The 15189-nt window shown below is 39.6% G+C and carries 16 protein-coding genes; 4 read left to right on the forward strand and 12 right to left on the reverse strand.

Features of this window, described 5'->3' with window-relative positions; genetic code table 11:
- Positions 1-264 precede the first annotated feature (264 nt).
- Together IEW67_RS02730 and IEW67_RS02735 are read right to left on the reverse strand one after the other, a co-directional pair.
- The gene (locus tag IEW67_RS02730) at positions 265-855 is read right to left on the reverse strand and encodes a replication-relaxation family protein (protein ID WP_188631526.1); all 591 of its coding nucleotides are present in this window, start codon (positions 853-855) and stop codon (positions 265-267) included.
- On the reverse strand, positions 794-1924 hold the full coding sequence (locus IEW67_RS02735) for an FtsK/SpoIIIE domain-containing protein (protein WP_188631527.1): 1131 nt from the start codon (positions 1922-1924) through the stop codon (positions 794-796). The genes IEW67_RS02730 and IEW67_RS02735 overlap by 62 nt, the downstream gene beginning before the upstream one ends.
- A gap of 295 nt (positions 1925-2219) precedes the next feature.
- Here IEW67_RS02735 and IEW67_RS02740 point away from each other — a divergent pair, with 295 nt between their 5' ends.
- The 4 genes from IEW67_RS02740 (at position 2220) to IEW67_RS02755 (ending at position 2964) form a co-directional block, all read left to right on the forward strand.
- Positions 2220-2408, forward strand: coding sequence for a helix-turn-helix domain-containing protein (locus tag IEW67_RS02740; RefSeq protein ID WP_188631528.1), 189 nt, complete (start codon positions 2220-2222; stop codon positions 2406-2408).
- 78 nt (positions 2409-2486) lie between these two features.
- Complete coding sequence (locus IEW67_RS02745) at positions 2487-2621, forward strand: ribbon-helix-helix domain-containing protein (RefSeq protein ID WP_188631529.1); 135 nt, start codon at positions 2487-2489, stop codon at positions 2619-2621.
- Positions 2622-2623: 2 nt separating this feature from the next.
- Positions 2624-2761, forward strand: coding sequence for a hypothetical protein (locus IEW67_RS02750; protein ID WP_188631682.1), 138 nt, complete (start codon positions 2624-2626; stop codon positions 2759-2761).
- Between the two features lie 11 nt (positions 2762-2772).
- Positions 2773-2964, forward strand: coding sequence for a hypothetical protein (locus tag IEW67_RS02755; protein ID WP_188631530.1), 192 nt, complete (start codon positions 2773-2775; stop codon positions 2962-2964).
- Between the two features lie 31 nt (positions 2965-2995).
- Here IEW67_RS02755 and IEW67_RS02760 read toward each other — a convergent pair whose 3' ends face one another.
- The 10 genes from IEW67_RS02760 to IEW67_RS02805 all read right to left on the reverse strand — a co-directional run bounded on the left by IEW67_RS02760 (position 2996) and on the right by IEW67_RS02805 (position 15187).
- Complete coding sequence (locus IEW67_RS02760) at positions 2996-4177, reverse strand: N-acetylmuramoyl-L-alanine amidase (RefSeq protein ID WP_188631531.1); 1182 nt, start codon at positions 4175-4177, stop codon at positions 2996-2998.
- A gap of 1 nt (position 4178) precedes the next feature.
- Positions 4179-4436 (reverse strand): holin, encoded by a 258-nt coding sequence (locus IEW67_RS02765; protein WP_188631532.1) that lies wholly within the window; start codon positions 4434-4436, stop codon positions 4179-4181.
- A gap of 12 nt (positions 4437-4448) precedes the next feature.
- Positions 4449-4769: a hypothetical protein gene (locus tag IEW67_RS02770; protein WP_188631533.1), complete on the reverse strand. Its 321-nt coding sequence runs from the start codon at positions 4767-4769 to the stop codon at positions 4449-4451.
- 149 nt (positions 4770-4918) lie between these two features.
- Complete coding sequence (locus IEW67_RS02775; RefSeq protein WP_188631534.1) at positions 4919-5080, reverse strand: hypothetical protein; 162 nt, start codon at positions 5078-5080, stop codon at positions 4919-4921.
- Entirely contained in the window at positions 5080-7134 is a 2055-nt protein-coding gene (locus tag IEW67_RS02780) for a phage tail protein (protein ID WP_188631535.1), read from the reverse strand. Before IEW67_RS02780 ends, IEW67_RS02775 begins: the two co-directional genes overlap by 1 nt.
- Positions 7135-8298 (reverse strand): acyltransferase family protein, encoded by a 1164-nt coding sequence (locus IEW67_RS02785; protein WP_188631536.1) that lies wholly within the window; start codon positions 8296-8298, stop codon positions 7135-7137. It lies immediately after the preceding gene.
- 18 nt (positions 8299-8316) lie between these two features.
- A complete protein-coding gene (locus tag IEW67_RS02790) occupies positions 8317-9519 on the reverse strand; it encodes an O-antigen ligase family protein (protein ID WP_188631537.1) in 1203 nt (400 codons plus the stop codon).
- Between the two features lie 74 nt (positions 9520-9593).
- Positions 9594-11228 carry a M14 family metallopeptidase gene (locus IEW67_RS02795; RefSeq protein WP_188631538.1) on the reverse strand — a complete coding sequence of 545 codons (1635 nt, stop codon included), beginning with the start codon at positions 11226-11228 and terminating at the stop codon, positions 9594-9596.
- Positions 11229-11240: 12 nt separating this feature from the next.
- A complete protein-coding gene (locus IEW67_RS02800; protein ID WP_188631539.1) occupies positions 11241-12602 on the reverse strand; it encodes a phage tail domain-containing protein in 1362 nt (453 codons plus the stop codon).
- An 11-nt stretch (positions 12603-12613) separates the two neighbouring features.
- On the reverse strand, positions 12614-15187 hold the full coding sequence (locus IEW67_RS02805; protein ID WP_188631540.1) for a phage tail protein: 2574 nt from the start codon (positions 15185-15187) through the stop codon (positions 12614-12616).
- Between the last annotated feature and the right edge of the window lie 2 nt (positions 15188-15189).

Genomic DNA, 15189 nt, shown 5'->3' on the forward strand with positions numbered 1-15189 from the left:
GTTCCTTTTTACCGTGTTTAAACATATGTAGCACCGCCCTGTGAAGAATTGTATAGTTACCTTTATTATAACGTAGTCTTGGTATATTTTGGACACTTTTTTACCCTTTTTGGGGGCTAACCATTAAAATGTATTTTACAATATTCGATTAACGTTATCATATCAGTGTTTTACAGGGTTGTTTTTATTAAATTGTGTTTTTTTGTATCTGATTATAACCTTAACTATTCATAATTTACGGTGGCGGGACGGTGGCAGAATAAATTAATATATCCTATACTTCACCCCAAATTTCTCACACACAGACCTTAATTTCTGTTTCCGAACATCCGACGACGAATACCAAATCAATGTCGGTGTATGATTGTAATTTTGAAAAATTACTTGGCTTAACGTTTTGTATTTCTCAATCTTTTTATAATTCCTAACCATTGCCTGCCGGTTGTCGATTTCCACAAAATGAAATTCGCCTTTACTTTTGAACATAGCATCGGGTATTAATTTATCGTCATTAAATTTAACAGGAACCTCTTTTCGCCAATCATCCGGCATACCTAAACGAATATACAAATCATTACGCATTACCGTATGGGCTATCCATGATTTTTTCGGCTCCGGTTCACTGCTGCCTATATTCCGTCTTCCGCCGTTGGTCAGATAGTACACTTTTTTATCATAACGTATGGAGCCAATTAATTTATCCTTTTCCATGCGTGACAGGATCCGTTGCGCGTTTCTGTCGCCGGCCAATTTGTTTATAACCTGCAACTGCTCCCTGGTTGCATAAACCAAGTCATCCAATCTCAATAGTATTTGTTCTTCTCTCGCCCGTTTGCGCTCCTGTTGTGCTAACATAATCACTCAACCTTTCCAAAATTTCGTTATCACTGACATATGGAACTTGTAAAGTTTCCTTGTGAGTTGACCGATAAATCGCTCTGCCTACTTGTTCAATATCTTCTGCTCCCTGCTCGTCGATAGCAACGCGGGAAGCAACTTCAGTAGGTAGCCGGAAAGTAATTTTAGCGTCTGCATTTTGCTTAATCTCGCGTGGCAATGTATCTGATGTGGGATACTGTGTCGCAAATATCAACCGATAGCCTAACGCTCCAGATATACGCGCTATTTCTGACAAAGCATATTGGCAATATTTATATGGTTTCTTTTCGTCTTTATCTAAGTGAGACGGAGGCACTAATTGCGCTCCTTCATCCACAATGATAAACTTTCGCTTGCTTATATTCGTATCTAAAATGTTTGTATACCCGTTTTGTCTAAAATAGGTATAATCACCCTCGATTGATTTTAAAACGTCCAGGATCGTATCTTGTGCTTCAGATACATCGCTTGCCACTTGTTTCACTTGTTTCAACTTTTCATACTTGCTAAATTCCAGACCACCTTTTAAATCAATGATATAAAATTCAGCGTCATCTGGATGAGAATGTATTAAATGGGAAAAGATTAGTTTTAATAATGCGGTTTTTCCGTGACGAGTCATTCCTGCAATCGTCATGTGTGGTATTTCATCGAAAGAATGCAGCATTGTTTTAGAGTGGTTTTGACCTATAGGAATAGTCCAATCGTTTGTAGGCTGCCAGTTGTATTTTAAGCGACGCGGTAAGTTGTTTTTGTATACCTTGATGTGCAGTTTACCTTTAGCAAAAGAAACGCTAACAGGCTTATTTAACGTCTTTTCGAGTACATTTAATTTGTCGTCGTCAATCAGTCCATAAGGAACGTGATAGCTATATAATGTGTAAGTATCTGATTTATGTTTTTTAAATAATTTCGGTTCATGATCCCCGACTGTGTACCCGATATTTTGAAACGTGTGTTGTATCTTTTCCTTGTCATTCTTAGACCATTTAGAAGCAGCATAAATAACAAACGCGGACAACCCAGCACCGATAATCGTTTCCAATTTCGCACCTCCTATATAGTGACGAATATGCGGTTGTTGGTGTATCAATAGTTTGATAGTTATGGATAAGCATTAAAAATATAGGCAATAAAGGGAAAGAATGAACGTAAGTGAATGAGTGACCGGGCGAACTTAAGCGCGTACGCCCACCTGTATACCGATGCGCATATTCGTTTATCTATTCTTAGTATATACAGATAAAGCTGAAATTATACATTTATTTTAGATTTTTTTCTAATTTATTTTAGAAGGAAATTAAAACAAATTGTGGAATACTAAGTATAGGTGATGCTGAATGGAATTATTGATTGCTAAATTAATTGAGGACTCAGGTTTTAAGAAACGGTACATAGCAAAGCAAATCGGTGTGAATGAAAATACTTTGACCAATTGGATCAACGGTAAGTCTTTCCCGCGCCTAGACAAAGCCGTCCACCTAGCCGACATACTTAATTGTGATATCAAAGATTTGTATGGGAAATAAAATCTTGAAAAAAAGTGTTGACATGTAATGACAGTTAGTATATAATGAACTTAACAAATCAAACAAGGAAGATGTCAAATGGCAAACCTGAATATACGAATAGACAAAGAATTACGCGATCAATTCAAAGAAACAGCTAAGAAAAACGCACATAACTCATCTGAATTAATACGACAGTGGATTGAACAATACGTCAAAGGAGGTTTAAAATGAGCTTGAAATCACTACTCTACAAACTGCTCAAATACTCAAACGATGCCAACGCTGTCAAGAAAGGCAAAGTCGGCAGACGTATTGGCAGACGCGCGGCGGGTAAAGCAACTGGTAAGGCATTTGGTAAGATATTTAAATGAGGTGATAAATCGTGATTAAAGTTGGCAAACAATATAAAATCAGTGAAGATAAGCAGGAGTTTGCTCCACAGTTTCATGATATTTTAGGCGAGAAGGTTATAGTGACTGGTGAGAAGGAATACGGAAAATATCCAATAAAATTTGTAGATAACCCGAATTTGTATGAAATCGCTCAAAGAGTACGTGGTGATTTGTTGGAATAAATAACCCCGGGATAGCACCCGGGGACTTTATTTACTTAGCTTTTAGTAAAGCCTTTCTTGTCGAAGGTCCGTATATTCCATCTTGCGTCAGTCCGTGCATCGACTGAAAACGCCGCACTGCATCTTTTGTATTAGCGCCATAGATACCATCGATGCCATGATTTTTAGCTGATTTATTCGGATAAAAATAAACGCTCGCCAGTGCTTTTTGCACCTTGCGAACGTCTGAACCGCGATCACCAACATTCAATACACCTGTTGGCAGACCGCTTGATTTGCTATTTGAACTGCCGCCAGACGATTTGTTACCAGCCAAAGACTTATATACCTCTTTGCCCGCTAATCCGTCCACAGCTAGCCCATAATAGGACTGATAACGTGTGACAGCGTCTTTAGTGTTTGCACCGTAATAACTGTCTACGCCATTATTTTTAGCGCCTTTATTCGGATAAAACGGCGGGTTGTTGCTTGCCAGTTTGTTTTGACATTGCCGGACTGGTTTGCCGTATTCACCGCGGCCTAATGTTTGGCCAGTCCAGTTGCCGGTGACTTTTGTCCATTTGCTATCTTTTTCCACTGTGTGCGATTTTTCCTTGTGGTCTGGCGTGTGGACTTTTCCAGTGTCTGCATTTTCAAAGTCCTCATTCAAATAACGCTGTATAGCCTTTACATGCACCTTTGCCATGTCGTCTGTATACTCGTCCTGTTTACTGCCAAATACCAATTCAAAATCAGCGTCCGTGTCCATAAATCCGTTTTCTGTCAAAACAGCCGTCATATTTGTTTCACGGTTGATGTGAAGGTTTGTCCAACTACCAACTTTACCCGCGTGCAGTCCGTTTCCGTGTGTGGAATAGCCAGCCTTTTTTACTTCATCGACATACAATTCAGCTAGTTTTTTAGAGTCGTTTGCGCTATGCCAGTAAAAAGCACATCGTCCATTGCCGCCGCCAGCGTTTGCATGAATTGACCATACTAAATCAACGTTTTCGCGATTATATAGATCGGTACGTTGAATAAGCGGTACGTCGTTTCGCTGTGCTTTTTGTCCTTCGATAATAGTATGACCTTGTTCTTTTAATAGCTTTTTAACTTTAAGTCCTAGCTTCGTATTAAAATCGTGTTCCGGGTATCCCTTTCCACCATGATATACACCTTTGTCTGGCGGAAACGTATCGACACCATGCCCATAGTCTAAACCTATTTTTGCCATATTATCTCACATCCTTTTTAGCCGTATTCTTACCCAACTCAAACAGCCCGGTTGCCGCCAGCCCGCTTACCGCGCCAGCCCACAATCTCATACCCATTTCTGCGTCTATAAAATAAGCAGCCGCACCGAGTAGTACCCCGACACAAACTGCTGCTAGTGGTGTATATTTTTTATCAATGCCCGTTGATTTCTTGATTGCCTCAACTACCGCCGCTGTGATAGGTGCAATGATTGTTGCGATTGTTAATATTTCTTGCATAAATAGTACCTCCTAAATAAGTAATATGGCGGTCACCACACCGCCGATAATCGTAACAGCGAGACCACTACCAAATTTCCATGCAAAGTCCTGCATACGGTCCAACTGTTCGTCTTTGTCGTCTCGCAATTCTTGGCGCAAATCTTTGACATCTTTTTTTAAATCGCCAACGCTGTCGTTTAACGTTTGCAGACCATTTTTGGTAATTTCTTGATTGGTCTTCAAGTCGTTCATTTCCCGATCGACATTAAACCGCCATTTTTTTAAATCGCGAATATCCTCGGTATTGTTCTTGACGTTTTGCTCAATGAGTTCCACGTTTTGTTCACCCACTTTATACCTCCATTCGGAGGGTATTTGTAATTGACCCCCATAAATGTAAGACTTTCTGCGTATACTTTTGACTAACTCGCTCATTTCCCCATAGTGAGCGAGCCAGAGGGAGCCATTATCTCCCTCGCTATCCCCAAAATAAAAACGCCTTATTCGGCGCTGTCCATTTCCTTAACTTCTTCTTTTCGATAGCCTTCTAATTCCTGATGTAATTCCGTTATGACTGCATCCCGATTGGCTATTTGCATCGACAAATCCGCAATCTGATTGACTAGCGATTGATTGATGTAATCTTTATTGGGTTGTTCCATTAACTTACCTCCAATTTATTTTCTAAATTATCAATTCTTTGTTGCTGATATTTTAAAGCCCCCGCTATAACAGCGATATAATTACCTTCATTTATTGACTTTTTATCCGAATCAGTTATTTCATCGGGGGAATCTTCGGCTATCTGTCCGTAACTTAAAACATTATCAACATAGCTTCCATCGCCCGAATTAATTATTCTGTTAAAACTTTTTAAGTTTATTTCATCAAAAATTGCTTGAAAGTCAGAAGGATTCATATCTGTGATATTAGTTTTTCTCGATCTCGTCGATTCTTCATGCTTGTAAACGTAATGAATGTGATTTGTGTGCACCCTCCACAAACGAGCCGAACTCACCCCTACATAACCTTTTCCACTGGTATCTGGTTCTATAATAGGATGCTGGCTTCCATCTGAATCATACCTGCTCGTTAACTTCCAGTATCTGCTGCCGTCATCCATTACAAATCGATGTTGCTGTGCGTAATAAAGAGTATTTTGACCGGAATGAAGTTCCATAGACACTGCGTTGCTGTCGCTACCGATTATGAAATGGTCGTTAACGTTCATGCCAACGCCAGCAGATATATCCCCATTTCCGCTGAAAAACCTAATTGTAGCCGGGTCTGATTGTCCTTTTCCGGCTAAGTCTCGTATGCCAAGATGAATTCTGGTATTCCCGTTACTGTCAAGTGACTGAAACCCGGAATCATTAATCCCGATTGTCTGAATTCCATTATAAGCGCTAATACGAACCCTGTTAGCATCAAGACTTCCGGTTGTAACCACACTCGCATTAATCCCCATTCCAGTAATCGCATTTTTAAATGTCGCCCCGCCGTCATCACTGACGCCAAGTCCAGCCGAATTAAACAATGTAACTAAATTCGGATCGTTCTTATCAACCGCCAATATCCCGTTATCACTAAATTTCAATTCCGTTTGTGCGGATTGTAGCGCTTCTGTCGCTTCTGCTACGGCATTATCTAACACGCTGTAAGGTAGCTTAATTTTACCTTCCAACAACTGATTAATGCTATCCGTCGCCGCTTGCAAATTAGACTGATAACGTTTCGCCAATCCTTGTGAGCCAAACGTCAAATTTAGCGCTGTAACTTCACCTTCCCAATTCTTAGTTACGGACATATTGACAACGCGCACTTCCTCGTCCAGTCCGATGCGTTCGTCAATAAGGAATGTCCTGTCACCTAATTGTGGTTGGGCTAATGCGTAACCTTGTTTCCGCAAATCGTGTATGTCAGCAGAGACTGATATTTTCAGAGATTCATCGACTAATATTTGTAGTTGCTCGTCCATCGTTTCCACTGTGGTTATACTGCCATTTTTAATCGGCGGCGCTTCACGTATACCGATAATGTCAGCCAGTGGAGAAGTGTATTCCCGTATCAATCCGGCGTTATTTTCCGCATCCTCATTTCCGCCTTCTTCATAATCACCGTAACCCTTGGCATAGGTATACATTTCAGCTGCGTCTATCTCTTGTACGATATTTGAAGCGTTTAATTTATACCGATATTGAAACTGCGTATCTCGTCCGATTTGATTTTCAAGGTATATCGTATTGCCAGATATTCGGAATTCCGCTTTGTAGCGTTCTAATCCTTTCTGGAACATACTCAACCGCGTTACGCCGTCGCCCAATCCCTCGAAGTCCTGCGCATAAAATGTGCCGTTAAGGATGTAATTATATCCGCTGCCATTAAACACTAATGAAAAGTATTCAACGTCCGTCATGTGAGTGTCATATCTCTCATAGATTCGCTGTGTGTCAAAGTCATCAAAAAACAGGGGTATTGCTTTTATATCGACTTTCAGCAAATCCCCTGTTCCTTGACGCTTGGAATATATGATTTTGTATTCTGTTCCATCATGATCGGCAATAACCCACATTTCAGCTATATCATGTATAAATTGACGATTCACTTTTGACGGCAGAATTGTTGCGCTGAATTGCTGATTGCTGTTCAGTTCTCCCTCCCATGTGTAGGTGAGTTGCGCGGCGTATTCGTTGCCGGATAAGTCACGTACATACATTTATTCACCTCCAAACAAAAAGACCGCCAAAATGGCAGACTTTATATTTTGTGTGTCGTTTTTTGTTCCTAAGCCGTCATTTTTTTTAACACCCTTTTTATCAGCATAGGCTGTGTTTTTTACCTTCCCAACAACATAAACTCCAATACGTGATTTGTTCAATAAGAAAGTCAAAAACACGGCAGTTGACACAGTGACTAAAAATGTAATCGCAATATAAAGAATCAGGTTATCGTTAGGAACTAAACCATATTTCACAATTAAAGATATTAACAACGGATGGAGTAAGTAAATACCAAACGAGTATCTGCTGATCAACATAACCAGGTTAGGTACTTTATTCATCTTTGATGCCAAGTAAATCAAAATACCTATGATCGACATAGTGTAGAAGACAATATCAAACCTTTTTGAGTGTATACTCTCAAATCCTAGTATAAAATAATCAAACATTAATAATGAAACGGATAAAGCTAGAACGGTTATTATTTTTCCGGCATTTCTGGTAACCTTATGTTTTATCAGATCGTAATTCCTACCACAATAAAAAGCAACAGCAAAATAAAAAATCCAACCAAAGAACAATAATTTAAATCCATCGTTCCAAAAATTCAATATATGTTCATTTGCTGATGGAGGCAAGCGCAAAACATTAAATATACCTAAATAACCAATATTGATAATTAGAGATACTCCTAATATTAACCACGGTGAATATCTGTGAGCAATATATTTTTGAAAAATAAAATGTAAAATATAGAACTGAAATATGATTAATACAAAGTATCCGTGATAACCGCCCAGTACATTACCAATCACATCTGATACAAATGAAGATATAGTAAGCTGATTTGCATTCCATAAATTAAACCAAGCATAGATTATGGCCATAATAATATAAGGGGTCAATATAAACTTAACTCTCTTGCTGAAAAACCCATTCGGTATTTTATCCTGATAGGAATTGGCAAGCAGTAATTCGGAAATAAAAACGAACGTTGGTGTACCAAACATGAGAAAAAGTTGCACTATTCTTAACATGGTCTCGTTGTGTCCATCAGCAAATAACAATGAACTGGATATAGCATGTAGAAAAACTACAGCTAAACAAGCAATAGTTCTTAAAAAGAATATTTCATTAATTACTTTCTTGCCCTGTCCCACTATTACGATCTCCTTCTGTCACCAAACTATGCGTTTTTTAAAGAGAGGTTTTGTTTTTGTTTTAACAGGATCTTTTATTTTGACATTAATATAATGAGCAGTAATAATTATCCCAAAAATTATCCAAGTATATTTCTGCGCTTCGGCATGACTAGCAATTGATAGTATCATCCAAGTGGTTATTAGTGTTAGGCACAACCATCTGTATGGGTTTCTTTTTTCCAATTTGAACGAAAAGGCCAAAAGTATGGATAGCATGATTACAAATATCCCCATGCCAATCAAACCATTCTCAGTTAAAATTGATAAATATGAGTTATGTGATGACATCTCCTCACCATATACCGCAGCTGCCTCTTGATAAGAACCCGCTCCCGCCCCTAAAACAGGTCTTTGAGAAAATGTCTCTAAGCCGGATTCCCATATAACAGTTCTACCGTTGAGGGTTCCACCTGCAAGTTCATCACTAACAGTAGAAAACCTTTCTAGTTGTCCTGGAGGTAATTGTGAAACAACAAACCAGCCAATAATGACTAATGATAATGTAATTATTTTACGAAATCTAATCCGGTATTTGAACAATAGCCAAAAAGAACAAATTGCCACAAAAATCAATAACACCATAGCTGTTCTTGAACCGGTAAGAAGTATCGCGAAAGCCCCGGCCGGAATAAACAAAGAGTATAACTTTGAACCATTTACGGTCAAATACATCGCCATTGCTAATCCCAAAGACCATATTATCCCTAATGAGTTAGGATTGTAGCCTTCTATAAAGAATCTAGTCGATACACCCATTTGAATACTGCCGGTTAGGTATTGATAGATTGATTGTATTGCGATGACAGAACAACCCAACACAAACGATTTAATCAATCCGTCAAGCCTTTCTTTAGTACAGGCAAACTCATATATAGCCCAAGCGATAAAAGCAAGCTGCAAAAACAATACGCTTTTATCTAATGCATCCGCAGGAACTGATGCCCAAAAGTACGAAGCAATGTTCACAAAGATAAACAATATCAACAATACAAAGAACAAGGGCAACTTTTTAAACTCTTTTTGTAACAATACAGTAAAAACAGCAAGACCTGCTAGCGCTATCCCGACTGCTTTATTTAAACTACCTATTCCTGGGATAATAAAGTGTTTTTGAATTGGCATGGTGAAAATAGTCAACCATAAGAGTACATATGTTAATTTTTGAAATAAAACAATCAAATCAATGACTCCATTCTGATAGAATATATACTTGATTCTACCATACTATTTCCGGAATAGGAATGACGTAATTCTTAATTGATTAAGTTTTGATAACCCATATATAGCCAATTCAATTGTGCTTCTGTCCCAAGTGTGACCACTTCAGAACTATATTGTGTATCACTTTCTTTCGGATGCATTGTGTGGCTTATCTCAAATATACCTCCGGTAATACCTAGACTGTTAACAAATGGGGGTGTGGATCCTCCAGTACCGGGACTTGAATGCCCAAAAAATATATCATTTCCTTGTGGGAATGATTCATCTGCTATTTTCCATTTTTGAGACAGATGGGAAAAGTAATAACTTGCCATATTTAATTCACGTTGACTTTCGACAATGTTCCACATAAATATATTCTGATCAGATTGTGAACTGAAATTATGAAAATCGGCATAAAAGTCGACTTTGTTATTATTTAAATAATCCGCAATAGCAATGCTTTCCGGCTCTGTCAACGGTTCACTTCCTCCATACCCTATATCGCCCGGTGTTCCTACGGTAAACCCTGTAGGGAAATTTCGGTTAATGTCCACGCCATTAGAGTTTATTTTGCCGTTAAAAGTAACTGGATCATCTGAATTATCAATACCGTACACATTGACAAGAGGGACAACCGTGAACTCAACATTCCAGCGAAATACTTCTAATACATCGCTATTCCGCCAGTTCTCACATATTTGCTTCATAGTCTCATACAAGCACCACCAACCCGCTTTTTCACTCCCATGCACACCAGAGATGATGAAAAATTGCAGGAGGTCCGTTTCCATATCAGTACGGAAAATATTCGGTTGCTCAGGTCCAAAGGTGTATTTATAAATTTCCTTCCCTGTTGACTCGGTAGCGAACAATTCCTTTGTGATATAAGTCGGATAAGCACTCATTAATGCATCGTATAAAGCATACATACTCGCCGAATCTTGCTCGTGTATTTTATGTGTGCTGTCAGGGCTGTTTACGCTTTCCAGAGCAGGAACGTCATACATTTCTTGGCTTCGCAATGTTTTTACTGGTTTATCTTTTTCTACTGAATCGTCTATTGTTCCCGGTAAATATTTTTCATTTATCTTCGGTTCAATACCAGTAGAGGTATCTCCTTTTTCCACTTTCAAACGGGGTTCCTTTCCCGTTTTGGACACATAAATAAAAGCGAATTGGCTTTCAGACGTTGTTGTAAAAGTATATTCTCTTTCCGGAACAGTAGTATCGCCCATGACGATATTACTGTCCAAATTAAAAATGTCGAAATCACTAAATTCAAAGGGTCTGTTCGACAACCCAATCCTAAAAGCGTCCGTTATATCAACATTATAGCTTTTGGCAGTATACGTTGTATCCGGTTCAACAGGAATTATCGCAAGACTCCCTTCTTCCCCAGATAGAGTTCTGCTTACACGCATACCGCCACCTGTAATCGGGTATAATATCCACGGTTCATAGTTGCCGTCGAAAATATTGTTATCGGCGAACATGTCGGTCAATATATCGTTGTTTTCTTTTGACAATTCGCTGATGCTAGTTAATTCATCAACAACATCAGGTTTAATATTTTTTATAGCCTCATCAATAGCCAGCTGGCGAACATTATATAGTTCTTTGAAGTTTTCATTAATGGCATTTCGGTTGTCCCTATCCCATTGTGTGCTTATATTCTTACGTGCCATGCCTTCACTCCCTTATAGGTAGTAGAACCTAAAGTCAAATTCAAATTTGGCAAACCCCTCGGATATTTCAAACTCATTCCAACCGGGATCTAATTCAATATATTGCCTATTTGTTTTTCTAAGATATTGCAGCCCATTTTTTGTGATATTCGGCCCATCCATAACAATTCTGTCAGGCCTCTTCAATTCGTAGTCTGACACACTAAACGTTGTTCCATTCGTCACATTTTTTAGTTCCATGCTAGAAACATCATCACCAGGATATGGCTCATAAGGAGTTGCTTCATCACCGGATTCAACCTGCACCATTGTTGGCGGTGTTTGGTCTTGTGCTATCATTGCATATAGATAATGGTCGCCTTCCGGGATTGTCAAAGTATATTCCCGTTCCGGAATAGTGTATTTACCTTGAACGTGAATAGGCCTTCCCATATCAAATATGCCGGCATTATCGAACTCCGGCACTGTTGGTGCTGTTGCAACAGTGAAATGATTTGAGTTTTCCGTATCATGAACCTTGATTGTGTAGGTTTCGCCAGGCGTGACAGGAACCATTAATGTGTGTTCTGCCCCTTGATAATTTCTTCTTAAATAAGCCGTGGTTTCCGAACCTGAACCATAATTGTATATATACCAATCGTGGTACGTTCCGTCGAATAGATTATTGCTTTCATTTTCTGCAATCTCACTAATCGTTATTTTCAAGTCCTGCTTAAACGGATGTATCGCCACATTACCGGCATTATAAATCCGAAACGACGTGCCTGTGTGGGTGTAGATTAAACTGTTCGGGTCTGTGATTAACCCCATACCAAATCCCCATAATTCATCATTAGCATCAATTCCGTTTTGGTGTATGTCTTGCGTTGTACCGATTGATTCGGCGTAGGGTAATTCTGTTGTTTCAAGCGACATTTCACCTTCACCCATTGTTAATGTCTGCTCAATGTCAAAGCTGCCAGAAACACGAACTAAATAACGCTTACCACCTACGTAGACGTTATGGCTGTCTTGACTGATGATACGATCACCCACACCGTCTACAGCACTTTCATTTATATCCACAAAGTCATATTGCATCGGCTTTGGTCTACGCAATTCGCGTATAAAAAAAGAATCGGTATCAAGTACCAATTCATACAGCTTATCCCTTAATAATGGATAATCGAGTAAGTCATCCGCTCGTATGTGGAATGGCAATGTGATTGTTCTAGTACCATGTGTCGCACCATAATCCACCCTGCCCGCTCTACCTTCGACTGTTCCATATTGGCTGTCTATCGTGATTGAACCAACTCTAAAATCATCAATCTCAATGTTAAAATCAGAAAGCAAAAAGGAAGTGCCATCTGATTTTGTTATTTCTGCATCCATATGACACCTCCCTAGAATTTGTTTATCGTGCTGTCTATTGCGTTACCTTCGTTTACATATGTGCGTATCCATTCGGCATCTGCTTCATTGCGGACAATGATTTGAATAGGTTGTTTCTGCACTTGCACATCAGCATTAACAGCACTCTGTACTTGCGCGGCGCTCCCGCGTCCCAAACTTCTTAGGCTCGATGTTATTTGTGATGATCTCACCTGTAGTTTAGGGTTATAAGCGTTTCTTGTTGTTGCTGCCAATCTCTCACTCGCCCGCATAATCGGTCGTTTTGCGCGATTTATCGACTGGCCAATTGGTCCTGCAAAGTCCATTTTATGAATATCTTTTAATGGGCCGCGTTTTGCAGGAGAAAACGGCCATAAATCTCGGACCCTTCCAACGATTCCCTCAACTTTGCCGACAATCTTGTCTTTCATATTCATGATGCCGTCGATCGCAGACTGGATGATAGCCTTACCGGAATCATATAAGTTGAGTCCACCAAAAAAGTCAAGTATGCTGCCGCCTATATCTTTGACCTTTCCAAGCGCATCCTTCATTTTTTGGCGTATAGAATTAACGATATCCGTGAATTTGTTTTTGACTGTGCTAACAATGTTTCCAACGATATTCGAAAAGAATGACTTAATGCTTCCCCAGATATTTGAAATCAAGTCTCTCGCTCGCTGCATCTTATTGCGTATGTTGCTGACGATTTCTAAAAATTTATTGATGACCGCCGAAACAATAGATGACAGTAAATTGACAATAAATGACTTGATTGTAGACCAAATATTTTTCAAGAAATTCCACGCAGCCGTGATCTTGTCCACTATCGCCTGACGTATTTCAGCAAATTTTTTAGCTACGTTTTTTGCAATTTTTATGGCCGCATTAATCGATGCAGACTTGATTTTTTGCCATGTTGATTTTAACCAGTTCCAAATTTTTGAAAAGGTTTTCTTTGTCCACGCCCAGATTTTATCCCAATTTTTAATGATGATGGTTGCTAAAGCGATAACGATTGATATGACAATACCAACTGGGTTTGTAAACCTAATAAGAAAACTACCAATACGTACGATCATCGGACCGAGTCTGGTAAAAGCCGAAAGTAGTTTTGTGCCGACACTCATCCATAATCTCTTGAAGAAAGGCAGTACTTTAGAAATAGCCCCGCCTATACGGGAAAAGAACGGCCCAATTTTAGAAATAACCTTTGTCACACTCGTAAAAGCCTGTCCCACAAGCAAAATAATCGGTGTCAGCGTCGTTATGACACCCATAAGCGATATTCCCAATGCAATTAACTTGCCGACAATGGGATTGCCCTGCATAAGCCCGTTTATCCATGAAAAGAAGCTGTTGGCCATGTCAAGTATCTTGGAACCTAATGGCGCCATACCTTTACCTAATTCGATAATAAAGGTAGTCAAGTTTCCGATAAGTGACATGACTTTCGGTGTGTTCTCTTTGACAAAATTAATAAATTTATTGAAAGCCTCTGATTCACTCAGACCAGCCGCCCAATTGGCAAATTGTTCAGTCATGCCAATTAAGCCTTCTTCCATATCCTCACCAAGCGGGCCAAAAGCTTTCATGAGCTCCATAAAGCCGTTTAGCACATTGCCTGCTATTGTACCCCAATTTGCGATAGCTGAAGTGCCGCGTGTAGCAAAGAAGTCTATGAAGCTTTTAAATTGGTCTGTTTTAGCAAAAGCATTGAATCGATTTAATAAATCTGTCAGAACGTCTGCTACCGGTTGAATGATCGGTTTCAGGCTGTTTAGTAGAGTTGTCGCTGTTTTAAGTCCTGCTGTGAACACCTGAAAAACAGGCTCCTGTGTCACTTCAAGAAACTCAGACCACGCGGATTTAAACTTATTGACCTGTTCCATGGCCGACCGTTGTGCTTTGCTCATGCTGTTTAATATGTTTTTGCGCTCGTTAAGAAGTTCATTAATTTTTTCTTGATTCGGATCCAACGATGCCTTTTCTTCCTGGATCTTCTCGTTGACTTTATTGACTTCTTCCATGCTTTCGGCCAGCTTTTGAGCATTACCTACCGCCGCTATGCCGAATGCCCCAGCTGCTCCACCTGCTGCCACAAAAGAAGAGGCCAGTGCACCGATGCCACCGGTTAGCACGGCAATAATAGGTGATAGGGCGGGGATGGCTGAAATAAAACCTCCCATGAAGGTACTTCCTGCCACTTCACCAATCGAGCGCATGGTCGTTGCGATACGATTCATTTTGTTCATGAATTTTTTAAATTCTGCGTCTATATGGACAACAATTCTATCCCGTGCAAGGTCTCTGGATTTTCGGGCGACCTGCTGGGCTTTTCGGAAAAAACTGGTTGTGTCAGCATCAATCTCTTTTTCGGCTGATTGCTGTGTAAACGTCTGCATCATTTTCCGCGCTTTTTTTATATTCCGCTGTAACGGTTTGGTATCTGCGTCCAGTTCAGTGTCTTCAACACTTTCAGATTCACGTTTGAAGCGCTGTGTCACATCGCGCGCTGTCTGTATCGCTTTTCTGTACTTGCTGACGTTAGCTTTTAACTCAGCTTCAATTGAATAATTCGCCAAAT

It is taken from the genome of Lentibacillus kapialis, from assembly GCF_014646635.1.
Classification (GTDB): domain Bacteria; phylum Bacillota; class Bacilli; order Bacillales; family Amphibacillaceae; genus Lentibacillus; species Lentibacillus kapialis.